This is a genomic window from Streptomyces sp. 142MFCol3.1, assembly GCF_000424945.1.
In the GTDB taxonomy this organism is placed as follows: domain Bacteria; phylum Actinomycetota; class Actinomycetes; order Streptomycetales; family Streptomycetaceae; genus Streptomyces; species Streptomyces siamensis.
Genome location: NZ_AUKV01000001.1, coordinates 1 through 25,847 on the forward strand (window position 1 = coordinate 1; position 25,847 = coordinate 25,847).

The window sequence follows — 25,847 nt, forward strand, 5'->3', positions numbered from 1 at the left end:
CTGCTGTGGCAGCACCTCTTCTGGTTCTTCGGGCATCCAGAGGTGTACATCATCGCGCTGCCGTTCTTCGGCATCATCTCCGAGGTCATCCCGGTCTTCTCGCGCAAGCCGATGTTCGGTTACATGGGCCTGATCGGCGCCACCATCGCGATCGCCGGTCTGTCGGTGACGGTGTGGGCCCACCACATGTACGTCACCGGCGGTGTGCTGCTCCCGTTCTTCTCCTTCATGACGTTCCTCATCGCCGTTCCGACGGGTGTGAAGTTCTTCAACTGGATCGGAACGATGTGGCAGGGCTCCTTGTCCTTCGAGACACCGATGCTGTGGGCGACCGGTTTCCTCGTCACGTTCGTCTTCGGCGGTCTGACCGGCGTGATGCTCGCCTCGCCGCCGGTGGACTTCCCCCTGTCCGACTCGTATTTCGTGGTCGCCCACTTCCACTACGTGATCTTCGGGACGGTCGTCTTCGCGATGTTCTCCGGTTTCCATTTCTGGTGGCCGAAGTTCACGGGGAAGATGCTCGACGAGCGGCTCGGAAAGATCACCTTCTGGACGTTGTTCGCCGGCTTCCACGGCACGTTCCTGGTGCAGCACTGGCTGGGTGCCAATGGCATGCAGCGCCGGATCCCCGACTATCTGGCGGTGGAAGGGCTCACGGCCCTGAACACGGTGTCGACCATCTCGTCGTTCCTTCTCGGACTCTCGTTCCTGCCGTTCTTCTACAACGTCTGGAAGACCGCCAGGTACGGCAAGCCGGTCGGCGTCGACGACCCGTGGGGCTACGGCCGCTCGCTGGAGTGGGCGACGTCCTGCCCGCCACCGCGGCACAACTTCCTCACCCTGCCGCGGATCCGCTCCGAATCCCCGGCGTTCGACCTGCACCATCCCGGCACCGCGGCGGTGGACACACCTGTGCCGTCCACCGGTAGGGAACTCCGGTGACCGCGATGGACGACCGGCCGCTCGACGTGTCGCCGCTGATACGCGAGCTCGAAGGCCATCTGCTCGTCGAGGCCGCCCGTGCCGAGGGGCGCGCCGCGGCGGAGCGTTTCGCCCGGTCGCTGCCCTGGCTGTCGGACACCCAGCGGGCGGAGGTGCAGGAGCGCTACGCGGCGGAGCACCTGGTCCTCGCCCGGCGCTGCTGGCAGCACGTCGCGCGACGCGGTGGCGAGCTGCGGGCCGAGTACGAGGACAGGTACCGCCGGCTGCGGCGGCGCTGGTGCGCCGGTGTCCTGATCTGCACGGCCCTCGCCCTGGTGTCGCCGGCCGTCGTGCTGCTGACGGTGGCGAGGGGCTAGAGCGCCATCGCGGTCTCGGTGACGGCACGTGGCTGGAGATGCATGACGGACGACCGGTCCACGAGGTCGCGCAGGACGGGCACGAAGGCCTGGTCGCCTTCGAGTTCGTCCAGAACGCGGTGGGCCCGGTGACGGAACTCGTCGATGTCCTGCGCGAAGCGCCGCAGCACGGCGGGCGCGAGCAGCACGTCGGTCAGTTCCGTCCGGGCCTGCGGCGACTTCCGCGCGGCGGTGTGCAACGCGAGGACGCGGGCGGTGGAGTGCGGGGCGGTCTCTTCCAGCGCGCAGGCGAGCAGATAGGTCACGGTGCCGTTCAGGAGGTCTTCGTCGCGACCGGACAGGATGTCCTCCTGGTCGTTGAAGATCTGCCAGAGGATCCCGAACACGTCGCCGAATTCGCGCCACAGCTCCACACGCGGCTTCGGGGCGCCGGCCAGCTCCGCGGCCATGGTGGTGATCATGCTGTACGGGGCGCCGGACTTCCCCAGGTACGCCGCGGCCACCGAGGCACGGGTGGCGGTGGCCGCGTCTCCGTGAAGGTCTCTCAACTGACCCTCACTCGCGCCGATCCAGCACCGCACGACCTCCGCCGACAGGGCGCCGCGCACCTGCTCCGGGATCCGCTCCGACTGGACGACGAGCAGAGGCAGCGGAGTTCCGCCGATCACGGTGGCGAGCAGCGCGTCGCTCTCTTCGAGGTCGCCGACGGCGAAGGTTCCCTGACCATCGGCGAGGTCGTCGAGGCAGCAGGCCGAGGTCCACCACAGGTCATGGACGACGGCCAGCGGAAGGGCCGGTTCCAGCACGCCGGTCTCGGCGGCGTGGACGATCAGCGGCAGCACCGACAGGGGGTACTTGAAGGTGCGGTGCCGCAGGAGCGCGGCCACGACGGCCCGGACGGACGGGGCAGACGGGCCGAGCAGCCCGAGCGCGGCCTCCCGCTCCGCCTCGATCTCCGCGGCCATCTGCCGATGCACATCCACGTACGACACCGCAGTCACGCAAACCCACCCCACCACTCTGTTCAATCGAGGACCGATTCGATCACCCGGTTCACAGGGGAGCTAGAGCGATTTTGCGCCATGGCCGAATCAATTCATCATGCGATGGGCCGACCGGACCCGGCCGGCGGGCCCCGCCGAGGCCCTCCCGTTCGGCGTGTGTCGCGCGCCGCGGCCTGATCCGACCCGCTCCAGACGAATCCCCCTAGTCCTCGGTCGGCGGCCAGCCCGCCGGACGCAGGATGGCGAGGAGCTGTCGGACCAGTTCCTCGACCACCTCGTCGAGCGTGGCGTCCACCCAGCCCGCGCGCCAGTCGTGGAGCAGGCCGTTGACACTTCCGATGAAGGCGGTGGCGGCGATGCGGTAGTCCCGCGCGGCCGCCTCCCCGCCCGCCGCGGCAGTGGCGGCCTCCGCACAGATGAAGTCCACCCAGCGGGCCCGGCGGGCCAGCCGCTGCTCCTCCAGCCGCGGACTCACACCGATGATCTCGACGAAGGTGATGCGGATGCGGCGCGGGTCGCCCGTCACGTTCGCCGCGTACGCGCGGAAGATCGCGGTGGCCCGCTCGGGGAGCGGCAGGTCCCGGGCGTCGGCCAGTGCGGCCAGCGCCGCTTCCTCCGCCCAGTCGTTGACCTGAAGATGCAGGGCCGCCAGCACGTCCTCCAGAGTGCGGAACTCCTCGTAGAACTGGCGCGTGGACAGTCCCGCCGCCTCGCTCAGCGCGGCGACGGTGGTGGACCGGAAGCCGGGGCTGTCGCCGAACAGCTGAAGCGCGGCGTCCATGAAGCGGCGGCGCCGCTCGGCCTGCCGCTCCGCGGCGGTCCTGCCCCCGTAGCGGCCGGTCGGCTGTCTGAGCCTGCCCGTCATGCCCGCCTCCCCCAGCGCTCCGGCCCTCACCGCTCCAGCGTCCCCGCCCTCCGGCGCCCGGGTGCTCCCCTGTGCCGACGCGTCGTTCACTCTTGACGATTTTGTCGTGTACGGACCCTTGTGGAGAGAGCCACCCCCTCCTTACTTTCCAGTAAGTCGATTCTGAACGCGGGCGTGTTCAGATTTTCCCTTGTCATGCCCAAGCCACCAGCACTCCCCACAACGACAAGGACCCACCCATGTCTGTCCTCAGACCCGGACACCTCTGTTCTCTGGCCGCCGCCCTCACGCTCACCTTCACGCTCGGCGGCACGGCGACCGCCGCCGGCGCGGACTCGGCACAGGCGTCGACCGCCGACCTGCGTGAGGTGATGTTCGTCGGCAACAACTGGGACGGCACCGCCGACGTCATCCGCTCCACCGGCGACTTCGCGAGGATCGGCCGTGTGGATGTCATCCCGGACAAGGCCGAGCGGCTCGCGGCGATCAACGCCGACCCCATCAAGTGGATCTACTTCATGGCCATCCGCAACGGCGTCGGCGAGGGCCACGACCAGTTCGTCGACGACATGTACTCGACGCCCGACGGCAGGTCCGTGGTGGTCTCCCGCCCGAGCTTCGCCGACGTCGTCTCGATCGACCTGGCCAGCGGCCGCATCAACTGGCGCTTCCCGGTGGCCGGTTACCGCTCCGACCACATGGCCGTCTCCCCCGACGGCACGCGCGTGGCGGTCTCGGCGTCGACCGCGAACACCGTGCACGTCCTCGACATCACCACCGGCAGACAGCTCGGCTCCTTCGCCACCGGGGACAAGCCGCACGAGAACATCTTCACGCGCGACGGCAAGTACATCTGGAACATGGCCATCGGTGACGTCAACACCGCTCTCGACGACCCGTGGCTGGACTGGACGAAGGGCGACCGGCGCATCACCGTCGTCGACGCGACCACGTTCCGGCAGGTCAAGGTGATCGACATGCGCGAGCGGCTCGACGCGGTCGGACTCAAGGACTACTCGGACGCGGTCCGCCCCGCCGTCTTCTCGCCCGACGAGTCCAAGCTCTACTTCCAGGTGTCGTTCTTCAACGGCTTCCTGGAGTACGACGTCGCCTCCGACCGGATCACCCGCGTGAAGACCCTCCCGAAGAACCCCGCCACCAGCACCGACCGTACGACCTGGGTGAACGACTCCCGCCACCACGGAATCTCGATGAACCCCTCCGGCACCAAGCTGTGCGTCGCGGGCACGATGGACGACTACACCACCGTCGTCGACCGCGACACCCTCCAGGAGGGCCCGCTCGTCACCGCGTCCAAGCCGTACTGGGCGACCGTCAGCGGCGACGGCAAGGACTGCGTCATCTCCGAGAGCGGTGCCGACCAGGTCACCGCCATCGACTTCGCCACCGGGCAGAAGAGGCTGTCGGTAGCGGTCGGCGACCACCCGCAGCGCGTGCGCCTCGGCCATGTGGAGGCGAACTGGACGGGGCCGTCGGCCGGTTGACCGTTGCGCCGACCCGGGACGGGCGCGGCCGGCCCCGTCGCCGGCCGTGCCCCGCACATCTCATCCACCGACCCGGCGCGTCAGGTTCAGCAGGTACTCCTTCCGGTCCAGCGGGTTGAGGTCGGTGCGCGGCCGGTCCGGGACCGCGCCGCGGGCGACGGGCGCGTAATGGTCGAAGGCCGATTCCAGCTCGCCCTCGCCCCGTGTCAGCCCCGGCAGTTGCTGCTCCAGTCCATGCACCCGGGCGGCCGGGACGACGCCCTCCAGGACGCAGGCCGTCCCGCGAACCTCCGTGGTCCGCGGGACGGCACGCCCGTTCGCCAACAGGGGCAGCACCGCCGCGAGCGTGTCCGCCGGGACCTCCAGGACGAACCGGTGCATCGGCTCGTACACCTGACTGCCGGCCCGGCGCAGCGCGTTCATCAGCACCAGCGGGGTCACCCCGCGAAAGTCGGCACCCGTGCTGGACATGCTCTTGTCGAAGCCCTGGTGGGCGTGGCTCTGCCGGGGCGAGTAGCCGCAGTGCGTCATGGTCACCGTGCAGTCGGTGACCTCCCAGCCGTGCAGTCCCTGCCCCAGCGTCTCGCGGACGGTGTCCTCGACCGCCTTGAAGAACGCGTAGGGCATGGCGCCGAGTTCGACCTCCAGGCCGAAGGAGACGCCGGAACCGACCGGCGCGGCGTCGATGCGCAGTCCGACGGTCGCGAGGAACGGATTGGGGTCCTTCTTGTTGAACTCGACCGCCGTGCCCGAGCCCACGGGCCGTTCGATGCACAGCGGCGTGGTCTCACGGAACGTGACGTCGAGACCGAACTCGTCGGCCAGCGTGGCCTGGACGACCTCTTTCTGCACCTCCCCGTAGAGCGACACGGAGACCTCTGATCGCACCTCGTCGTGCCGCACGTCGATCAGCGGGTCCTGTTCGGCCAGCTGGGTGAGGGCGAGATGGAGTGCGCCGCGGTCTGCCGGGCTCGCCGGGACGACGACGGTCTCGAGCGTCGGCGGCGAGAAGTGGTGTCCGGCCGCCGTCGTGCGCGGCGCACCGATGGCGTCGCCGATCCGGACGCCACCGAGCCCCCACAGTTTGCCGATCCGGCCGGCTGCCACGGCGTCCTCACGGACGGCGGTCCCGCGGTCGAAGACGCTGATGGCGGTGACCTTCGCCTCCTCGCCGCCGCCGATGGTCAGCCGGTCGCGGGTGCGCAGCGTCCCGGAGAACATCCGCGCGTACGCGATCTTCTCCCCGGCCGGTCCCCGTTCGACCTTGAAGACGGTGCCCGAGACCGGGCCCCCGCCGTCGGCTTCGGCGGCGGGAAGCAACTCCTTGATCCCACCGATCAGTTCGCCGATGCCCGCGCCCGTCACGGCCGAGCCGAAGAACACCGGGTGGACCTGGGCCCGCCCGGTCTGCCGAACGAGCTCGGCGCGCAGCCGGCCTGCCGTGACGTCGCCCTCGACATAGGCCGCGAGCAGTTCGTCGTCGTGCCGCGCCAGCAGGTCGAGCAGCGGGGTGCGCAGCCGGTCGTCGTCGAACGGGGTGAAGCGGGCCGCGCGCGTGCCCGGGGCGACGGCCTCGCCCATCGGGACGATCGCCGGTGTGAGCCGCTCGGCGATCTGCTCCAGGACGTGCGCGCACCGTGCGCCGCTCCGGTCGACCTTGTTCACGAGGATCAGCGTCGGGATGCGCAACCGCCGCAGCGTCCGCATCAGGACACGGGTCTGCGCCTGGACGCCCTCCACCGCCGAGACGACGAGGACGGCGCCGTCGAGAACGCCGAGCACCCGCTCCACCTCGGCGATGAAGTCCGGGTGACCGGGGGTGTCGATGAGATTGACGGTGACGTCGTCGATCACGAAGGAGACGACGGCGGATTTGATGGTGATGCCGCGCTGTCGCTCCAGCGCGAGGGAATCGGTCTGGGTACTGCCGTCGTCGACGCTGCCGATCTCGTCGATGACTCCGACCGAGTGCAGCAGCCGCTCGGTCAGGCTCGTCTTACCGGCGTCTACGTGCGCCAGAATTCCCAGGTTCAGCAAGTGCACCGGGTGTCATGTCCTTCGAAATGGGAGTGGTTCCTTCCTGGGCGGACATGAACGGTGTGCGCATTGCTGCTCCTCGATCCGGTGGACGTGTCCCCGGCAGTGCAGCAGGCGGCCGGTTGCGACGGCAACGGATTAACGCTCAACAAATGCCTGCCGCGGCACTCCCCCGACCCGGAACACGGTCCTAGAGTGACGCCCATCACGTCGGCGGCCGATGCCCGCTCGGGCGGCCGCCGCCCTGCACCCATTCCCTCGCACGGTTCCCTGGGAGGGCACATGACCCGTATCTCGGTGAAGGTGGACGGCACGACGTACGAGGACGACGTGGAACCCCGTCTCCTGCTGATCCACTATCTGCGTGACCGGCTGGGCCTGACCGGCACTCCGGTCGGCTGCGACACCTCCAACTGCGGGGCCTGCACGGTGGACCTCGACGGGGAGACGGTCAAGAGCTGCTCCGTGCTCGCGGTCCAGGCCGACTCGGGCGAGGTGACCACCGTCCAGGGCCTGGCCCGGGACGGGGAGTGGCATCCGCTGCAGAAGGCGTTCCACGAGCGGCACGCGCTCCAGTGCGGCTACTGTACCCCGGGGATGATCATGGCCGCCCGCGATCTCCTGCGCGAGAACCCGGCGCCGGACCCGCAGGAGGTGCGGGAGGCCCTGGAGGGCAACCTCTGCCGGTGCACCGGGTACCAGAACATCGTGCGCGCGGTCCTCGCCGCCTCCGGACAGGAGGCCACGACATGAGCGACCAGGTCACCGAACGCGAGGTCGGACGGTCCCGGCCGCGCAAGGAGGACGCCCACCTCGTCACCGGCCAGACCACCTGGACCGACAACATCGACGTCCACGGGCTGCTGCACCTGGCGATCCTGCGCAGCCCGATGGCGCACGCCCGCATCGGGCGGATCGATGTCTCGCCCGCGCTCGAACAGCCCGGCGTCGTCGCCGCGTTCAGCGGCCGCGACCTCGCCGCGGGTCTCGGCTCGCTGCCCTGCGCCTGGCCCGTCACCGAGGACATGGTGCTGCCCGACCACCCGCCGATCGCGGTCGACGAGGTCCGCTACGCCGGTGACCCGGTGGCGGTCGTCGTGGCCCGGGACCGGTACGCCGCCGCCGACGCGCTGGAGGCCGTCGAGGTCGACTACGAGCAACTGCCGCCCGTCCTCGACCTGGAGGCGGCGCTCGCCGAGGACGCGCCGCTGGTCCACTCCGACAAGGGCACCAACCGCTGCTACGTGTGGCCGCTGGCCACCGGCGAGGAGTACCCCGCGGTGCGGCACCGCGCCGACGTCGTCCTGCGCCGGCGCTACGTGCAGCAGCGGCTCATCCCCAACGCGATGGAGCCGCGGTCGGTCGTCGTCACACCGCTCGCCGCGTCCGGCGAGTACACCGTCCACTCCGCCACCCAGATCCCGCACATCCTGCGGATCATGCTGGCCACGGTCACCGGGGTCCCCGAGCACAAGCTGCGCGTGATCGCTCCGGACGTGGGCGGCGGCTTCGGCTCCAAACTCCAGGTGTACGGCGAGGAGGCCCTCGCCCTCGCCGTCGCCCGTCGCCTGGGACGGCCGGTGAAGTGGACCGAGTCGCGGTCCGAGGGCTATCTCGCGACCCACCACGGCCGCGGCATGATCCAGGACGTGGAGATCGCCGCCACCCGGGAGGGCAGGCTGCTCGGCCTCAAGGTCGACCTGCTCGCCGACATGGGCGCCTACCTGATGCTCGTCACCCCGGGCATCCCGATCCTCGGCGCGTTCATGTACCCCGCCATCTACAAGATGGACGCCTACGACTTCACGTGCACCGGCGTGTTCACCACCCGCACGCCGACGGACGCCTACCGTGGCGCGGGACGCCCCGAAGCGACGTACGCCATCGAACGGATCATGGACGAACTGGCCGTGGAACTCGGCCTGGACCCCGTCGAGTTGCGGCGCCGCAACTGGATCGGCCACGAGGAGTTCCCCTACACGGCGATCGCGGGGCTGACGTACGACAGCGGCAACTACGAAGCGGCCACGGACAAGGCGCTCGCACTCTTCGGGTACGACGAACTGCGCGCCGAGCAGCACAAGCGCAACGAGAGCGGCGAAACGGTGCGTCTGGGCATCGGAGTGTCCACCTACACCGAGATGTGCGGGCTCGCGCCGAGCCGGGTGCTCCGCGATCTGCGGTACGCGGCCGGGGGCTGGGAGGCGGCGAGCATCCGCATGCTGCCGACCGGCAAGGTCGAGGTGGTCACCGGCACCAGCCCGCACGGGCAGGGGCACGTGACCTGCTGGAGCCAGATCGCCTCCGACGTGCTGGGGGTCCCCTTCGAGGACGTCGAGGTGGTGCACGGCGACACCAAGGCGGCTCCGCAGGGCATGGACACCTACGGCTCGCGCTCGCTCGTGGTGGGCGGGGCCGCCGTCCACCACGCCGCCGAGAAGGTGGTGGAGAAGGCACGGAAGGTGGCCGCGCACCTCCTCGAAGCGAGCGAGGACGACCTCGATTTCGCGCACGGCGTGTTCTCGGTGAAGGGATCGCCCGAGGCGCGCAGGTCCATCCAGGAGATCGCCTTCGAGACGTTCTCCTCGCACGACCTGCCCGACGGCATGGAACCCACCATCAACGCCGAGCACCTCGTGGACCCGGACAACTTCTCCTACCCGCACGGCACGCACCTGTGCGCCGTCGAGGTCGACACCGAGACCGGGCGGACCACCATCCGCTCGTACGTCAGCGTCGACGACGTCGGCAGGGTCGTCAACCCGATGATCGTCGAAGGTCAGGTGCACGGAGGGATCGCGCAGGGCATCGCGCAGGCCCTGTACGAGGAGGCCGTCTACGACGACGAGGGCAACCTCGTCTCCGGCACGATGGCCGACTACCTGGTGCCCTCCGCGCCCGATCTGCCCGCCTTCGTGACGGACCGGACGGAGACGCCCGCGACCTCCAACCCCCTGGGCGCCAAGGGCGTCGGCGAGGCGGGAACCATCGCCTCGACGCCCGCCGTCGTCAACGCGATCGTGGACGCGCTGCGTCCGCTCGGGGTGAGCGAGGTGGCGATGCCCTGCACCCCGCAGCGGGTCTGGGACGCCCTCCGCGCCGCGCGGTCCGACGGGCACTCCTCCGGCGGCCCCACAGCGTCCGCGGAGTCCGCGAAGGAGGCGTCGGCATGATTCCCCCGGCATTCGAGTACACGAGGCCCACGAGCGTCGACGAAGCGGTGCGCACGCTCGCCGACGCGGGCGAGGACGCGAAGGTGCTGGCCGGCGGGCAGAGCCTGCTGCCACTGCTGCGCCTGCGGCTGGCGTTCCCCGAACTCGTCGTCGACGTGGGGCGGATACCGGAACTGCGCGGGATCCGCGAGGACGAAGGGACCCTGGTCATCGGAGCGATGACCACCCACCACGACGTCGTCCGCGACCCGCGGGTGCGCCGGCACGCCGGGCTGCTCGCCGCGGCCACCGCCACCGTCGCGGACCCGGCCGTACGCCATCGCGGCACGCTCGGGGGGTCCCTCGCGCACGCCGACCCGGCCGGCGACCTGCCCGCCGTGATCCTCGCGCTTGGCGCGACCCTCGTCGCCGTGGGACCGGGCGGACGGCGGTCCATCCCGGCCCGCGAGTTCTTCGTCGACTACCTCCAGACCGCGCTGCGGCCCGACGAACTACTGGTGCAGGTGGAGATCCCGGCCCGCGACGGCTGGGGTTTCCACTACGAGAAGTTCCAGCGCGTCGCACAGGCGTGGGCGGTCGTCGGGGTGGCCGCACTCGTGCGACGCGACAACGGACGGATCGCCGAGGCGCGGATCGGCCTCACCAACATGGGCTCGACGCCCCTGCGCGCCGAGGCCGCCGAGGAGGCCCTGGAGGGCGCCACCGCGGTGGGTGCGGTGCGTCGGGCGGCCGAGACGGCGGCGGACGGAACCCGTCCCTCGTCCGACCCGTCGGCGTCGCCCGAGTACCGTGCGCACCTCGCCCGGGTACTCACCCGGCGCGCGGTGCTCGCCGCCGCCGGGATGGGGTGAGGAGCCCATCGCCGCCATGAGCACGGACGGCCCCAGCGGTCCGGACGAGGTGCGGGCCCGCCTGGAGAAGACGGGCTACCTCGTCGACGACGGGCTGGCCGTGGCCTGCTTCCTGGCACTGCGGCTGCACCGGCCGCTGTTCTGCGAGGGCGACGCGGGCGTGGGCAAGACCGCGCTCGCGTCCGCCCTCGCCGAGGCGACCGGCGCCCCGCTGATCCGGCTCCAGTGCTACGAGGGCATCGACGCGTCCCAGGCGCTGTACGACTGGGACTTCCCGCGCCAGCTCCTCCATCTGCGGGCCGCCGAGACGGCCGGCGTCACGGACGCGGACCGGCTCGAAGCCGAGCTGTACGACCGGCGGTTCCTCGTCGCACGGCCCCTCCTGCGGGCCCTGGAGACACAGCCGTCCGTGCTGCTCGTCGACGAAGTCGACCGCGCGGACGACGAGTTCGAGGCGTTCCTGCTGGAGCTGCTGTCCGAGTACACGGTCACCATCCCCGAACTGGGCACGCTGCGCGCCGAGTCGCCGCCCGTCGTGGTCCTGACCTCCAACCGCACCCGTGAGGTGCACGACGCCCTGAAACGACGGTGCCTGTACCACTGGTTCGACCATCCCGGGTTCGCCCGCGAACTCTCCATCGTCAGGAGGAGACTGCCGGAGGTCACCGACCGGCTCGCCGAGCAGGTCACCGCGCTGGTGCAGGCACTGCGCGCGGAGGACCTCCTCAAACCGCCCGGGGTCGCGGAGACGATCGACTGGGCACGGGCGCTGCACGCACTCGGGGCGACCGAGGTGGACGCCGAACTGGCCGTCGTCACGCTGGGCTCCGCCCTCAAGTACCGCGAGGACGCGGACCGGGCCCGGGGACTGGACCTCTCGGCGATCCTCGCGGCACGGGAGGGGTGAGACGGCGTGGACGGCACCGAACCGCGCGCCGGCCGCGCCGGGACCCGACGGCAGGCCGTGCCGGGCGGCGGTGCCGGTACACGGCGTCCGTACGCTCCCGGAGGCGGCGCCGGTGCCCCGCCACCGGGCGCACCGGCCGGCGGTGCCGACGCCACCGCGGTGCTCGTGGGCTTCGCACGGGCCCTGCGCGCGGCCCGGGTGGACGCGGGACCCGACCGTGTGCAGGCCCTGCTCGGCGCGCTCGCCCTCCTCGACCCGGCCGGACGGTTCGACGTGTACTGGGCCGGGCGGCTCACCCTGTGCGGAAGCCGGGACGACCTGGAGCGCTACGACCGGGTCTTCGCCGCCTACTTCGCCGAGCGGGACACGAGCGGCCCGCCGCCGCGCCCCGTTCCGCCGCCCCGGCGACGGGGGGTCGTCCGGGCCCCCGGGGCCCTGCCGCGCGGGGCGACGCGGGCCGGCCCGGACGCCACCGTGCCCACACCCGTGCGGGCCGACCCGGCCGACGTACTGCGCCATCGTGACATCGCCCTGCTGACGGCGGCCGAGCGGGAGCAACTGCGCAGGCTGCTGGCCGAGTTCCGGCCGCGCGGCGAGACGCGGCGCTCCGCCCGGCGGAACCCGTCGCGGCGCGGCGACGTGGACCCGCGGCGCACGGTCCGGGAGCTGCTGCGGCGCGGCGGCGAACCCGCCCGGCTGCTGCGGCACACCCAGGTGGAGCGCCCGCGGCGGATCGTCCTGCTCGTGGACGTCAGCGGTTCGATGGGCCCGTACGCGGACGCGCTGCTGAGGTTCGCGCACGCCGCCTCGCGCGGCACCCGCACGGAGGTGTTCACGATCGGCACCCGGCTGACCCGGGTGACGCGGGAACTCGGGCACCGCGATCCCGACACGGCGATGGCGGCCCTGGCGGCGGCCGTGCCCGACTGGCGCGGCGGCACCCGGCTCGGCGAACTGCTGCGGGGCTTCCTCGATCGCTGGGGCGGCCGCGGCATGGCGCGCGGGGCGGTGGTGGTGCTGCTCTCGGACGGCTGGGAGCGTGGCGATCCGGCCCTGCTCGCGGGGCAGATGCGACGCTTGCACCGGCTCGCGCACCGGGTGATCTGGGCCAATCCGCGCAAGGCCCGCCCCGGTTACGCACCCCTGGCCGCCGGGATGGCGGCCGCGCTGCCGAGCGTGGACGCGTTCGTCGAGGGGCACAGCCTGTCCGCGCTGGAGCGTCTGGCGGCGGTGGTGAGAGGAGCGGACCCTTGAGGGAGACGTGTCCCACGATGGAGGGAGCGCACGATGCGTGAGATCCTCCCGGCGCTGCACGAGTGGTACGCGGCCGGGTCCCCCTTCGGACTCGCCACGGTGGTCGCGGTCAGCCGGAGCGCGCCCCGCGATCCCGGCGCGGCCATGGCGGTCGGTCCGGGCGACGAGGTCGTCGGCAGCGTGTCAGGCGGCTGTGTGGAGGGCGCGGTCTTCGAACTCGCGCGTGAGGTCGTCGCGTCGGGCGAGGCGCGGCTGGAGACCTTCGGATACAGCGACGAGGACGCGTTCGCCGTCGGGCTCACCTGCGGCGGCGAGATCACGGTGCTCGTACGCCGGGTGTCGCCGGCCGACGACCCGGCCTTCGCGGCGGTGGCCGAGTCGGTGGCCGCGGGCCGCCCCGTGACCGTCGCGACGGTGATCGACGGACCGGCACCGCGCGGTGCCACGCTCGCCGTGTGGCCGGACACCGAACCCGAACCGGGCCCGGCGCCGGCCTCGGGCACGGGGGTGGGTGCGACGCAGGACTCGGGTGCGCGGGCGAGTACGACGCAGGACACGGACACGGCTTCGGGCACGACGCAGGACACGGCTTCGGGCGCGGGCCGTGGCACGGGCAGTGCGGCGGGACCGGACACGGCGGCGGGCGCCGGCACCGTGTCCGGGCCAGGCGCGGCAGTCACGCCCGGCACGGCAGCGGTACCGGGAGGGGGCGCGGCGACGCGGTCCGGCGCGGCGACGGCAGGGGCCGGCGGGGTGGCCGGCTCGCTCGGCACGACCGGCCTCAACGTCGCCGTCACCGCCGACGCGCGGGGCGAACTGGCCCTCGGCGCCACCGGACAGCGGCACTACGGCCCGCACGGCGAGCGCCGCGAGGACGCGGTGAGCGTCTTCCTCCACTCCTTCGCGCCGCCGCCGCGCATGCTGGTCTTCGGCGCGATCGACTACGCGGCGGCGGTCGCCCGCATCGGCGACTTCCTCGGCTACCGCGTCACCGTGTGCGACGCCCGCCCGGTCTTCGCCACGCCGAAGCGGTTCCCGCCGGGGGTCGAGGTCGTGGTCGACTGGCCGCACCGCTATCTGGGCGGGACGACGACCGACGCACGCACCGTGATCTGCGTCCTCACCCACGACCCGAAGTTCGACGTGCCCCTGCTGGAGGAGGCCCTGCGCCGGCCGGCCGCGTACATCGGGGCGATGGGCAGCCGTCGTACGCACGACGAACGCATGGAACGGCTGGCCGAGGCGGGCCTGACCGAGCGTGAACTGGCCCGGCTGCGCTCACCCGTCGGTCTCGACCTCGGCGCGCGCACGCCCGAGGAAGTGGCCGTGTCCGTCGCCGCGGAGATCGTCGCGCTGCGCTGGGGCGGCACCGGGACGCCCCTCACGGCGACGGCCGGGGCGATTCATCCGAGGTAGCCGGGTCCCGGCGGGCTCCGCGCGATTGCGGTCCAGGAGGAAATGATGGATCTGCACCACGAGTTCACAGTCCCCGTTCCGGTCGAGGAGGCGTGGCACGTGCTCCTCGACATCGAGCGCGTCGCCCCGTGCATGCCGGGCACGACGGTGGAGGAGTACGACGGCAAGAGCGTGACCGGCTCGGTGAAGGTCAAGGTCGGGCCGATCACCCTGACGTACCGGGGCAGCGCGGTCTTCGAGGAACAGGACGCGAAGGCCCACCGGTTGGTGCTGGTCGCCACCGGCAAGGAGGTCCGCGGCCAGGGCACGGCGCGGGCCCGGGTCACGGGCACGCTCGACGGACGGGCGGACGGCACGCTCGTGTCCGTCCGTACCGATCTGACGGTGACGGGAAGGCCGGCGCAGTTCGGGCGGGGCGTGATGGCGGAGGTGGGAGACAGGCTGGTGGGGCGGTTCGCGGACTGTCTCGCAGGACGGCTGGGCGGTGCGGAGCGATCGCCGCTGCCGGCGGCGGTCCCTGAGGCCGGGCGGGGCTCCGGCTCCGGATCCGGGGCCGCCGCGCCCGCCGAGGCCCGACGGCTCGACGGGCCGGCGGTGACGGCGCGTCCGGAGGCGGAGCCGATCGACCTGCTCGGCACGGCGGGGGTGCCGGTCGTCAAACGTCTCGCGCCCGTCGCCGCGGCCGTCGTGGCGGTCCTGGTGCTCCTGCGCGTACGGCGTCACGTGCGGCGCCGCTGACCGGTCGCCGCCCTCACCCCGGGCGGTGCCGTCGGCCGGGTCGCACCCGGGTTCCCCGGTCGCTCAGCTCCCGGAGCCCGGCGTGCGCGGCGGCAGCCGGTGCAGGGTCACCTCGGACAGACGCCCGTCCGTGACCGTGGCGGTCATGTACGTGCAGTCGGGCTGGCGGCGGCGGTCGGTCGGGGAGCCCGGGTTGAGCAGGCGCAGACCCGTCGCGGCGGTCGTGTCCCACGGGATGTGGCTGTGTCCGAAGACCAGGACGTCGAGGCCGGGAAAGCGGTCCGCGCAGCGCTGCTCACGGCCCTTGGCGGCACCCGTCTCGTGGACCACTCCGAGGCGGAGTCCGCCCAGGTCGGCGCGGGCGACCTCGGGGAGGCGGGCGCGCAGGGCGGGTCCGTCGTTGTTGCCGTACACGGCGATGAGGGTGCGGGAGCGGTCCTCCAGCAGGTCCAGGGTGGCGGTGTCCACCCAGTCGCCCGCGTGCACGACGACGTCGGCGCGCGGGAGTTCGGCCAGGATGGCGGAGGGAAGTCGTCTCGCCCGCTTCGGGAGGTGGGTGTCGGACATCAGCAGGAGGCGCACGCAGCCAGGGTGTCACCCACGGGGAAGCAGGCGCACACCGTCCGCGGGCCCCCGCACCCGGATGCGGGGGTGGACCCACCGCACACCCCCCACCTGTCCCCACCGGCAACCAGGCGCACACCGTCCGCGGGCCACCCGCTGAGCCGCAGGCGCATTCCCTCCGCCCGTCACTCGCCGAGCAGGATCTCGCTCCACACCAGTTTGCCGCCGCTCACCGGCATCGTCCCCCACGCCGCCGACATCGCCTCGACCAGGAGGATGCCGCGGCCTCCGGTGGCCTCCCAGCCGATGCTGGTGGGCTTGATGGGGCTCCGTGGCGAATTGTCGGCGACGGCGATCCGCAACCGGTGGTTGATCATGGTGAGGTCGAGTCTGACCTGCCCGCCTGTGTGGACGAGCGCGTTGGTGACGAGTTCGGAGACGACGAGGAGCACGGCGTCGGCCTCGTCGTCGACGCCCCACGCCCGCAGCGTCCGCTTGGTGAAGCGGCGGGCGTGCCGGACCGCTTCGGGGACACGCCAGATGGTCCAGCTCTCACGGAGCGGGCGCCGGGCCATGCCGTCGTACCGCATGAGGAGCAGGGCGACGTCGTCGCTGCGGTTGGCGTGGGCCAGCAGTCCGTCGGCGACGAGCCCGAGGTGGCCGGGGTCGGACGCCGCGAGACCCCTGGCGAGCCGGTCGAGGCCGTCCTCGATGTCGATCTCGACGGACTCCACGAGCCCGTCCGTGGTCAGCGCCACGATCGTGCCGGGCTGGAAGCGCAGCGGGCTCATCGGGAAGTCGGCCTGCGCGACGACGCCCAGCGGGGGCCCGGGCTCCGATTCGGGGACCTCGGTACTGCCGTCCGGGTGACGCAGCACCGGCGGGAGGTGCCCGGCGCGGACGTACCAGGCGGAGCCTTCCTCCATGTCGACGTCGACGTAGCAGCAGGTGGCGAAGAGGTCGGTCTCCAGGTCCATCAGGAGCCGGTTGGCGTGCGAGACCACGACGTCGGGGGGATGGCCCTCGACGGCGTAGGCGCGCAGGGCCGTGCGCATCTGTCCCATCAGGGTCGCGGCGGACGCGTTGTGCCCCTGGACGTCGCCGATGACCAGGGCGACGTGGTTGTCGGGCAACGGGATCACGTCGTACCAGTCCCCGCCCACCTCCAGGCCCGCCGTGGTCGGCAGGTAGCGGGCGACGGCGACCGCGCCCGGCAGCCGTGGCAGACGGCGCGGGAGCAGGGTGCGCTGGAGCATGCCGATCAGTTCGTGCTCGGCGTCGAAGGCGTGGGCGCGCACCAGGGCCTGGCCGGCGAGGCCCGCGGACGCGGTGAGCAGGGCGCGCTCCTCGGGGCTGAACTCGTGCGGCGCGTCCCAGCCGATGAGGCAGGCTCCGGCCATGCGTCCGCCCGCGGGGAGCGGCAGCACGGCGAGGCCGCCGGGTCCGACCTCGGCGAGCGCGGGTTCCAGGGGTGCCCCGGCGGGCCAGACGGCGGGCCGGCCTTCGCTGAGGGCGGTCGCGAGCGTCGGCATCGCGCGGACCGGCGCGTCGGGCCACTCCGTGCGCCATTCGGTGCGCCACAGCTCGGGCCAGTACTCGGGCTCGGGCGGGTCCAGGACGGTGACGACGAGGCGGTCGCCCTCCAGCTCCGCGAGGGCGATCCGGTCGGCCTGGAGGGGTTTGCGCAGGGCCGCGACCACGGCCTTGCCGACGTCCCGGACGGTGCCGGCGGTCGCCAGGGCGGCGGCGAGCCGCTGGACGCGCGTCACGTCGTTGACTCCGGCCCGCGGTTTCGAGGCGTCGGAGACGGTGCCGACGAGGCGCGCGGAGCCGCCCTCGGCCGCGGGCAGCAGCCGTGCGCGCATCCGGAGCCACTTGTGCCCGCCGGAGGGCTGGAGGATGCGGAACTCCAGCTCCCGGTCGCCGATGGACATGTGGTCCGCCTCCACCATGGACATCAGTGAGGGCAGGTCCTCGGGCACGGTCATCGACAGGAGCGTCTCGACCTTGCCGTCGAAGTCGGCGGGGTCCAGTCCGAACAGGTGCAGCACGTCGTCGTCGACCTCGACGTGCCCGGTGTCCATGGAGAGGCCGAACTGGCTGGTCGGCAGTTCCTCGGCGCCCTCGGCCTCGGCGGGCGGCGGACAGACGGCGGCGTCCGCGACCAGGCCCAGGCAGTCGCGGTCCTCGCCGCCGAAGCCGTCCTGGTCCTCGGTGACGGCGATCAGACAGCCGCCGTCCCGCAGGGGGTGTGCGGCGAGCGAGATGTCCTGGGACGGCAGCCGCGGGGCGTCGGCGCAGCGGGCGAGTTCCCCGGGTCCGAGCAGACGGGGCAGGCCCGAGCGCAGTGCCTCGGCGGCGGGGGATCCGCCGGACAGGGGATAGCGGTCGCGCAGCCCGTACAGCGTTCTGGGCACTCCGGCGGACTCGACGAGGTGCAGTTCGTCACCGCCCGGTCCGGGCGCGTAGACGGCGGCGAAGGTCGCAGGGGTGAAGACGAGCGCCTGTTCGAGGACGCGGCGCAGCCGCTCCCGCGGGTCCAGGCCGGCGGCGAGCGTCTTGAGGGCAAGTTCGGCACGCGGCGTTCGCGTTCTGCGTCCCGTAGCGCCCTCACTGACCACGTCCGTCATTACAGCGCTTCCGGAGCGCTCGCGCAGCCCCTGTGACCGTTCCGGGCCTGTCGGGCCTGCACGGGAACCCGAATGATCGAACGCGCTCGAACAGGTCTTGACGCATGCGTTCCGCACGGTGATGTGGTGACAGGCGTGACTGTCCGCGTCCCCGGCCGGCTGGAAGGCTCGGTCGCACAGGGCCGAGGGGGACATGGCATGGACAAGCGGTACGAGGTCTACGCGCTGGCCGACAGACACTTCTACGAGACTCCGGACCGGATGGCCGGCGGTGCCGGGAGCGCTCCTCCCTCGTACCGGACGGCGATGCGCGAGGTGCCGGAGGGCTGGCGCGCGGCGCGGATCGGCGACTGGCTGACGCTGACGCCCGTCGACCGGGACGGCGCTCCGCTGCCGGGGCCGGCCCAGGGCTGGAAGGTCCACGTCTCGGCCACTCGGGACAACGCGGAGAAGATCGCCCGGATCGTGTGGGACTACTGCGTGCCCCGGCTGATCCCTTTCAAGTTCGTGCCGGGTCCGCATCTGCTGCATCTGCGCAACGCCAAGTACGCGGCCCGCGACACGAGCGGGAAGTTCGTGACGGTCTATCCGGCGGACGACGACCAGCTCCACCGGGTGCTGCGCGAGCTCGGCGACCTGCTGGAGGGCTTCGAGGGGCCGTACGTCCTGACCGATCTGCGCTGGAACGAGGGGCCGCTCTACGTGCGGTACGGCGCCTTCGCGCGCTCCTTCGTCGTCGACGAGCGCGGCACGCTCGTCCCCGCCGTGCGCGACGGCGGGGGACGGCTCGTGCCGGACCGGCGGCAGCCCTCGTTCCAGGTACCGGAGTGGGTGACCCTGCCCGCCTTCCTGGAGCCGCAGCTGGCGGCCCGGAACACGACGACCGTCGGCGAACTGCCGTACCGCATCGAGAAGGCCCTGCACTTCTCCAACGGCGGCGGGGTGTACGCCGGCACTGACACCCGTGACGGGCGCAAGGTCGTCCTGAAGGAGGGCCGGCCGCACGCCGGGCTCGCCGCGGACGGCGCCGACGCGATCGCCCGCCTGGAGCGGGAGAAGTGCGCGCTGGAGCGGGTGTCCGGGCTGGGCGTGGTGCCGGAGGTACGGGACTGGTTCACGCTGGGCGACCACCGCTTCCTCGTCATGGACTTTGTCGAGGGGCGGCCCCTCAACGCGTACTTCGCCGAGCGGCACCCGCTGCTCACCCCGGAACCCGACCCGGGGGCCGTTGCCTCGTACACCGCGTGGGCGCTGCGCATCCACCGCGCCGTCGAGGAGGCCGTCGAGGCGGTGCACGGGCGGGGGATCGTCTTCAACGACCTGCACGTCTTCAACATCATGGTCGCGCCCGACGATGAGTCCGTGTGCCTGATCGACTTCGAGGCCGCGGCGCCGGTCGAGGAGAACGGCCGTCAGGTGGTCGCCCATCCGGGCTTCTTCGCTCCGCCGGACCGGACGGGCGCCGCCGTCGACCGGTACGCGCTGGCGTGCCTGCGGCTCGCGCTGTTCATGCCGGTCACCACGCTCTTCGTGGTCGACCGTCACAAGGCCGCCCATCTGGCGGAGGTGATCGCCGGGCAGTTCCCGGACGTGCCCGAGGAGTTCCTGGCCGAGGCCGTCCGCGAGATCACGGGCGACGGTCGCGGTCGCCGGGCCCCGGCGGAGGCCCTCTCCGAGATCACGGACGACGATCGTGGCCGGCGCTCGCCGGGCGGGAGCGGCGGTGACCACGCCGGCCCGTCCACGCCGGTCCCCGGGGAGCAAGGGGCGGGCGCGCCTGCGTCCGCGGCTTCCCTCCGGGGACCGGTCTCCTCGCTCCCCGACCCCGGCGACTGGCCCCGCAGCCGTGACTCGATGGCCGCGGCGATCCTGGCGTCGGCCACTCCTGAGCGCGACGACCGGCTCTTCCCCGGGGACATCGCACAGTTCTCCGACGGCGGCGGGCTGGGACTCGCGCACGGGGCCGCGGGCGTGCTGTACGCACTGGCCGTGACAGGGGCCGGGCGCTACGAGGCGGGCGAGCGCTGGCTGCTCGACCGCACCGATCCCCCGCCGGCCGGCACACCGCTCGGCCTGTACGACGGGCTCGCGGGCGTCGCGTACGTCCTCGAGGAGCTCGGCCACCGGCGGCGGGCGCTCGATCTCGTCGAGCGGATCCTCGCGGAGCGATGGCAGAACCTGTCGTCCGGCCTGCACGGCGGACTCGCCGGACTCGGCCTGGTCCTCGGCCATCTGGCCCGCACGACCGGCGAACCGGAGCTGGGACGGCACGCCGCAGAGGCCGCGGACCTGCTCGTCGGACGGCTCGCCGAGGCACGGCCCGACGCTCCCCGTCGGCGCGCCGGACTGCTGCGCGGCGCGAGCGGCCCCGCGTTGTTCCTGCTGCGGCGGTACGAGTCGACCGGCGACCCCGGGCTCCTCGACGCGGCCGCCGCGGCACTGCGGGTCGACCTGGACTGCTGTGTCGTGCAGAAGGGCGGTGGCCTCGAGGTCGACGAGGGCTGGCGCACGCTCCCCTATCTCGGGGACGGCAGCGCCGGGCTGGGGATGGTCCTCGACGACTACGCGGCGCTCGCGCCCGACGGGGCGCCGCCGGAGTTCGAGCGGGCGCGCGCCGCCGTCCTGACCGCAGCGACCTCGCGGTTCTACGCGCAGCCGGGTCTCTTCCAGGGCCGCGCCGGGATGATCCTGCACCTCGGTCGCACCGACGCTCCGGGGGCCCGCCCCGAGCGGCTCCCCGAACAGGTGGCCGGGCTCGGCTGGTTCGCGATGGCGTACCGAGGCCGGCTGGCCTTCCCCGGACACCAGATGATGCGGCTCTCCATGGACCTGGGCACCGGAACGGCAGGGTGCCTGCTCGCACTGGGCGCGGCCCTGGGTGACGAGGTCTCCTGCGGACTGCCGTTCCTGCCGCCGCTCGACGGCGGCCCCCGCACGCGGCTCCGCGACACGACGGAGTCGTGAACCACACACGGCTGCGCGACGTGGCGCAGCCGTGGCCCGACACCCCGTCCCCGACCAAGGGAAAGGACACGAGATGGCACTTCTCGACCTGCAGACGATGGAGTCCGACGAGCACACGGGCGGCGGCGGCGCGAGCACGGTGAGCCTGCTCTCCTGCATCTCCGCCGCGAGCGTACTGCTCTGTCTCTGACATCACTGCGCGGGCACGCCCCGGGCGGCGCTCTCCCCTCTGCGGGGCGGGGCCGTCCGGGGTCCTTCGCCGCGCCGGGAATGCGAGGGGCTCCGCCGCGTGACCACTTCGGACGACATCCGCACGACTCCCCCGGCCCGGCTACCGCGCGCGACGGCCCGGCAGAACCGAGCCCGCTGCACGGCCCTCTTCCTCACGACCACGGCCGCCGCGGCCGCGAGCCTGCTGCTGCCGGCCGCGCTGGGACGGGCCGTCGATCTCCTGCTCGCCGGACCCGGCGGCGGCCGGGCCACCCCGTGGGTACTCGGGTGTGCCGCCCTCGTCCTGCTGCTCGCCCTGCTCGACGCCGTCGAGACGGTCCTCGCGGCGACCACGAACGCCCGCGGCACCGCATGGCTGCGCAAACTGCTCACCGCGCACGTGCTGGCCGTCGGACCGCGGGCCGCGGGCCGGTTCGGGCCGGGAGATCTCGTGGCACGCCTGGTCGGCAACGCCGCCCACGCCGGGACGGCGCCCGCCACCGCCGCCGCGCTGCTGGCCGCACTGGCCGCCCCCCTCGGTGCCGTCGTGGCGCTGTGGCTCGTCGACCCCCTGCTCGCCGCGGTGTTCCTCGCGGGAGCCCCGGTGCTCACGCTGCTCCTGCACGCCTTCGCCCGCGACTCCTCCCGCTGCGTGGCGCGCTACCAGGAGGCCCAGGGCCGGATCGCGGCGGGTCTGGCCGAGGCGCTCGGCGGGTTCCGTACGATCGCCGCCGGCGGCACCGCCGGCCGGGAGACGGCTCGGATCCTGCGCCCGCTGCCCGAACTCGCCCGGGAGGGCCGCCGGATGTGGCAGGTCCAGGGGCGCGCCGCCGCACAGGCGGTCGCCGTCGCCCCGCTCCTGCAGATCGCAGTGCTGGCCGTCGCCGGTGTCCTGCTCGTACGCCACCGGCTGTCGGTCGGTGACGTCCTCGCCGCGTCCCGGTACGCGGTCCTCGCCACCGGAGTGGGCGTGCTGGTCGGGCAGTTGTCCGGGCTGGTGCGAGCGCGCGCGGCCGCGCGGCGGCTCGGTGAGCTGCTGGAGGAGCCGCCGATCCCGTACGGAAGCATTGAACTGCCCTCGGGGGACGGCCGGTTGGAGCTGCGCGGGGTGAGCGTCCGGCGTGCCGGGCGTGTCGTGCTCGACGAGATCGACCTGATCGTCCCCGGCGGGTCCACGCTGGCCGTGGTCGGACGCTCCGGGTCCGGCAAGTCGCTGCTCGCGGCGCTCGCGGGCCGGCTGGCCGATCCGGACGACGGCGAGGTCCTGCTCGACGGGGTGCCCCTGCGCGAACTGACCCGGGACGAACTGCGCGGCACGGTCGGCCACGCCTTCGAACGCCCCGCCCTGCTCGGTGACACCATTGCGGACACGATCGGCCTCGCCCTCTCCGCGCCGTCGCGGGACCGGGTGGTGGCGGCGGCCCGCACGGCCCGCGCGGACACCTTCGTGCGCCGGCTGCCGGAGGGGTACGCCACCCCCTGCGCCGATGCCCCGCTCTCCGGCGGAGAGGCCCAACGCCTCGGCCTGGCCCGGGCGTTCGCCCAGGACGTCCGCCTGATGATCCTCGACGACGCCCTGTCGAGCCTCGACACGGTCACCGAGCACCACATCGCCGAGGTCCTGTTCCGGCCCGTTCCCGGGAGCAGCCGGCTGATCGTCGCGCACCGGGTGTCCACGGCCGCGCGGGCCGACGCGGTGGTGTGGCTGGACGGTGGCCGGATCCGGGCGTGCGGGCCGCACGAGCGGCTGTGGCGACTGGACGGATACCGCGACCTGTTCGCCGCCGGACGGCCCCGGGACGGCGGCGCGCGCCGGGCGTCCGCGGCGGCACGGGACGGGGAGGAGCGGCCGTGACCGCGTACTACCGGCGCGGGCTGCGGTTCCTGGGCGCCCGGTGGCCCGTGGTCGTGCGGCTGGCAGCCTGGTCGGTGGTGGAGACCGGACAGACCTTCCTCATGGGGTACGCGCCCGCACGGGCCCTGGACGACGGGTTCCTGGCGGGGCGTTCGGACGTCGGGATCGGCTGGCTCGCACTCGCCGCACTCGCCGTACTGGCCGGGGCGTACGGTACGAGCCGGGTGTACCGGGCCGTCGCCGCGCTCGTCGAACCTCTCCGGGACGGGCTCGTAAGGAACGTCGTGGGGCGGGGCGTGCGGGAAGGGGACGGCGCGGCGCTGTCGGGGCTGACCCAGCAGGTGGAGATCGCCCGGGACACCTTCGCCGGTCTGGTGATGGTCTCGCGCTCGTTCCTGTTCACGTCCGCGGGGGCGCTGGTCGGGCTGTGCTCGCTCGACCCGTTGCTCCTGCTGGTGGTCGCGCCGCCGCTGGCGGCCGGAGTGGCCCTGTTCGTGGTGACGCTGCGTCCGCTGGCGCGCCGGCAGCGGACGTTCCTCCTCGCGGACGAGGAGCTCGCCTCCCGGCTGGGCGTCGTGTGCGCGGGGCTGCGGGACGTCACCGCGGCCGGCGCGGAGGCCCGGGTGGGCGCCCAGCTGGGTGCGCGCGTCGACTCCGAGACGCGGGCGGCCCGTTCGCTGGCCCGCTGGGGCGTGCTGCGCGTGGCGTCCCTGACCGTCGGCGGGCAGTTCCCCCTCGTCCTGCTGCTCGTCACGGCCCCGTGGCTGCTGGCGCACGGTGTCACCGCGGGCGCGCTCGTCGGCGCCCTCTCCTATGTCGCCCAGTCGCTGCTCCCCGCGCTGCAGAATCTGGTCCACGGCCTGGGCACCAGCGGCTCCCGCCTGGCCGTCGTCCTTGAGCGCCTGGCCCCGCCGGCCGTGTCGGCGGAGCCCGAGGCCCCGGCCGCACCGTCCGCTCCGGCCACCCCGGCAGCGCTCCCTCGGCCCCGCGGGCCCCGGCCGGAGCCTGCCGAAGCCACCGGGCCCGCGCGGCAGCACCCGAACCGCACCGGGCCCGTGCGAAAGGACACGAGCCGCACCGGGTCCGCGCCGGAGGACACCACCGGGCCCGCCGCCCTCCACCTCACCGGGGTCACCTTCGCCTACGGTCCCGGCAGCGCCCCGGTCATCGAGAACCTCGACCTGCGGCTCCCCCACGGGACGCATCTGGCCGTCGTGGGGCCCAGCGGAATCGGCAAGTCGACACTGACCGGCCTCGTCGCGGGGCTCCTGGAGCCGGTGCGCGGCGAGATCCGGGTGCACGGTCACCCGGTGCGGGGCGAGGCGGCCACCGGGCGACGTGTCCTCATCCCCCAGGAGGCGTACGTCTTCACGGGCACACTGGCCGAGAACCTGGGGTACCTGCGGCCGGACCCGGTACCGGAGGCGGAGCTGCGGGCGGCGGCCCGGACCGTCGGGCTGGACGAATTGCTGGACCGGCTGGGCGGCCCGTCGGCCGAGGTCGACCCGGCCACCCTGTCCGCGGGCGAACGCCAGCTGATCGCGCTGACCAGGGCATATCTTTCGAATGCACCGCTCGCGCTGCTGGACGAGGCGACCTGCCACCTCGATCCGGTGGCGGAGGAACGTGCGGAGCGCGCCTTCGCCGCGCGTCCCGGCGGCACGCTCGTGGTCGTCGCCCACCGTGTCAGCTCGGCGCGTCGCGCCGGGCGCGTGCTGGTCATGGACGGAAGGCGCGTGGACCTCGGGGTGCACGAGGACCTTCTGGAACGCTCGTCGCTCTACCGCGACCTGATCGGCGGCGGGCCTGCGGGCTCACAGCCACCCCTCGCCCCGCGAGATCCTGATGGCGTCGATGCGGTTGCGGGCCCCGGTCTTGCGAGTGATCGCCGCCATGTAGTTGCGCACGGTCCCGTGGGACAGATGGAGGCTTCCAGCGATCTCGGCGATGGAGGCTCCGGCGGCGGCGAGGGAGAGCACGCTCAGCTCGCGCCGGGTCAGCGGCATCTGTGCCGCCTTGAGGAACCCGAAGCCCAGTGAGTCGTCGACGAAACGTTCCCCCTCGGCGACGCGGCGTATCCCCGACACCAGTCTCTCCGGCGAGCCCTCCTTGTCGACATAGCCGAGGGCGCCCGCCTCGGCGGCCCGTCTGAGCAGGCCGGGCCTGTTCGCACGGGCAAGCACGAGAAGCCGCGGCGCCGCGGACCCCGCTCCCCGCCCGCACAGTTCGGCGAGCGGCGGTATGCCGTACGTGTCGACGCAGTCGAGATCCGCGGCGCACACGTCCGGCCCGAGCGAGCGGACGTGGCCGGGCGCGCTGCGCCACGGGGTGTCGTACACCCCGAGGTCGGGCGTTCGGCGCAGCCATTCCGCGAGTACCTGCCGCACCAGACATGCGTCGTGCACGAGTAGTACCCGGATCACGTCGGCTCCTCCAGGTGACCGATCGACGGCGTTGTCGTCCTGATCGCGTGCCCATTGTTGGCGTTCGCGACCATTCATGGGCGCGAAGAACCGGCCAAGAGGGTGCGCGGGGGCGCGCATGGGGAGCACCCACGCGCCGCCCCCTGCTTCGAA

19 protein-coding genes and 1 pseudogene are annotated in these 25,847 nt (G+C 72.9%); 14 read left to right on the plus strand and 6 right to left on the minus strand.

The window, feature by feature from the left end; all coding sequences use genetic code 11:
- Nucleotides 1-942 (plus strand): cytochrome c oxidase subunit I (locus H305_RS44030; RefSeq protein ID WP_037761923.1); only part of this gene is annotated, 942 nt, incomplete at its 5' end.
- A 5-nt stretch (nucleotides 943-947) separates the two neighbouring features.
- Nucleotides 948-1,298: a hypothetical protein gene (locus H305_RS0100010; RefSeq protein ID WP_107439936.1), complete on the plus strand. Its 351-nt coding sequence runs from the start codon at nucleotides 948-950 to the stop codon at nucleotides 1,296-1,298.
- Here H305_RS0100010 and H305_RS44035 read toward each other — a convergent pair.
- Both H305_RS44035 and H305_RS0100020 read right to left on the minus strand, forming a co-directional pair.
- Nucleotides 1,295-2,299 (minus strand): hypothetical protein, encoded by a 1,005-nt coding sequence (locus tag H305_RS44035; RefSeq protein ID WP_107439927.1) that lies wholly within the window; start codon nucleotides 2,297-2,299, stop codon nucleotides 1,295-1,297. The genes H305_RS0100010 and H305_RS44035 overlap by 4 nt on opposite strands.
- Before the next feature lie 205 nt (nucleotides 2,300-2,504).
- Nucleotides 2,505-3,167, minus strand: coding sequence for a TetR/AcrR family transcriptional regulator (locus tag H305_RS0100020; protein ID WP_028798582.1), 663 nt, complete (start codon nucleotides 3,165-3,167; stop codon nucleotides 2,505-2,507).
- 239 nt (nucleotides 3,168-3,406) lie between these two features.
- On the opposite strand from H305_RS0100020, the gene H305_RS0100025 reads away from it, so the two are divergent.
- Nucleotides 3,407-4,672: a YncE family protein gene (locus H305_RS0100025; RefSeq protein WP_028798583.1), complete on the plus strand. Its 1,266-nt coding sequence runs from the start codon at nucleotides 3,407-3,409 to the stop codon at nucleotides 4,670-4,672.
- A gap of 60 nt (nucleotides 4,673-4,732) precedes the next feature.
- Here H305_RS0100025 and H305_RS0100030 read toward each other — a convergent pair whose 3' ends face one another.
- Nucleotides 4,733-6,715, minus strand: coding sequence for an elongation factor G (locus tag H305_RS0100030; protein ID WP_028798584.1), 1,983 nt, complete (start codon nucleotides 6,713-6,715; stop codon nucleotides 4,733-4,735).
- Nucleotides 6,716-6,991: 276 nt separating this feature from the next.
- Between H305_RS0100030 and H305_RS0100035 the strand changes: the two genes are divergently transcribed.
- The 7 genes from H305_RS0100035 to H305_RS0100065 are packed head-to-tail and all read left to right on the plus strand — an operon-like array spanning nucleotide 6,992 to nucleotide 15,048.
- Nucleotides 6,992-7,462 carry a (2Fe-2S)-binding protein gene (locus H305_RS0100035; protein ID WP_028798585.1) on the plus strand — a complete coding sequence of 157 codons (471 nt, stop codon included), beginning with the start codon at nucleotides 6,992-6,994 and terminating at the stop codon, nucleotides 7,460-7,462.
- On the plus strand, nucleotides 7,459-9,882 hold the full coding sequence (locus H305_RS44040; protein ID WP_051370308.1) for a xanthine dehydrogenase family protein molybdopterin-binding subunit: 2,424 nt from the start codon (nucleotides 7,459-7,461) through the stop codon (nucleotides 9,880-9,882). Before H305_RS0100035 ends, H305_RS44040 begins: the two co-directional genes overlap by 4 nt.
- Nucleotides 9,879-10,733: an FAD binding domain-containing protein gene (locus H305_RS0100045; RefSeq protein ID WP_028798586.1), complete on the plus strand. Its 855-nt coding sequence runs from the start codon at nucleotides 9,879-9,881 to the stop codon at nucleotides 10,731-10,733. Before H305_RS44040 ends, H305_RS0100045 begins: the two co-directional genes overlap by 4 nt.
- A gap of 16 nt (nucleotides 10,734-10,749) precedes the next feature.
- Entirely contained in the window at nucleotides 10,750-11,640 is an 891-nt protein-coding gene (locus tag H305_RS44045; RefSeq protein WP_107439928.1) for an AAA family ATPase, read from the plus strand.
- A 6-nt stretch (nucleotides 11,641-11,646) separates the two neighbouring features.
- Nucleotides 11,647-12,894 carry a vWA domain-containing protein gene (locus H305_RS44050; RefSeq protein WP_420707996.1) on the plus strand — a complete coding sequence of 416 codons (1,248 nt, stop codon included), beginning with the start codon at nucleotides 11,647-11,649 and terminating at the stop codon, nucleotides 12,892-12,894.
- 33 nt (nucleotides 12,895-12,927) lie between these two features.
- Nucleotides 12,928-14,310: an XdhC family protein gene (locus H305_RS0100060; RefSeq protein ID WP_028798587.1), complete on the plus strand. Its 1,383-nt coding sequence runs from the start codon at nucleotides 12,928-12,930 to the stop codon at nucleotides 14,308-14,310.
- 45 nt (nucleotides 14,311-14,355) lie between these two features.
- Nucleotides 14,356-15,048, plus strand: coding sequence for an SRPBCC family protein (locus H305_RS0100065; RefSeq protein WP_028798588.1), 693 nt, complete (start codon nucleotides 14,356-14,358; stop codon nucleotides 15,046-15,048).
- A gap of 63 nt (nucleotides 15,049-15,111) precedes the next feature.
- Here H305_RS0100065 and H305_RS0100070 read toward each other — a convergent pair whose 3' ends face one another.
- Complete coding sequence (locus tag H305_RS0100070; RefSeq protein ID WP_028798589.1) at nucleotides 15,112-15,630, minus strand: metallophosphoesterase family protein; 519 nt, start codon at nucleotides 15,628-15,630, stop codon at nucleotides 15,112-15,114.
- Nucleotides 15,631-15,797: 167 nt separating this feature from the next.
- The gene (locus tag H305_RS0100075; protein ID WP_078628803.1) at nucleotides 15,798-18,242 is read right to left on the minus strand and encodes a SpoIIE family protein phosphatase; all 2,445 of its coding nucleotides are present in this window, start codon (nucleotides 18,240-18,242) and stop codon (nucleotides 15,798-15,800) included.
- A 198-nt stretch (nucleotides 18,243-18,440) separates the two neighbouring features.
- On the opposite strand from H305_RS0100075, the gene lanKC reads away from it, so the two are divergent.
- From lanKC to H305_RS49895, 4 genes and pseudogenes are all read left to right on the plus strand, one after another.
- A complete protein-coding gene (gene lanKC / locus H305_RS0100080; RefSeq protein ID WP_028798591.1) occupies nucleotides 18,441-21,206 on the plus strand; it encodes a class III lanthionine synthetase LanKC in 2,766 nt (921 codons plus the stop codon).
- 73 nt (nucleotides 21,207-21,279) lie between these two features.
- Entirely contained in the window at nucleotides 21,280-21,396 is a 117-nt protein-coding gene (locus tag H305_RS0100085; RefSeq protein WP_028798592.1) for a SapB/AmfS family lanthipeptide, read from the plus strand.
- Between the two features lie 99 nt (nucleotides 21,397-21,495).
- Complete coding sequence (locus tag H305_RS44055; RefSeq protein ID WP_051370309.1) at nucleotides 21,496-23,271, plus strand: ATP-binding cassette domain-containing protein; 1,776 nt, start codon at nucleotides 21,496-21,498, stop codon at nucleotides 23,269-23,271.
- Nucleotides 23,272-23,648: 377 nt separating this feature from the next.
- Nucleotides 23,649-24,857: pseudogene (locus H305_RS49895) on the plus strand (ATP-binding cassette domain-containing protein); the annotation flags it as partial.
- 228 nt (nucleotides 24,858-25,085) lie between these two features.
- Here H305_RS49895 and H305_RS49900 read toward each other — a convergent pair.
- Nucleotides 25,086-25,694 (minus strand): response regulator transcription factor, encoded by a 609-nt coding sequence (locus tag H305_RS49900; protein WP_078628804.1) that lies wholly within the window; start codon nucleotides 25,692-25,694, stop codon nucleotides 25,086-25,088.
- Nucleotides 25,695-25,847: the final 153 nt, after the last annotated feature.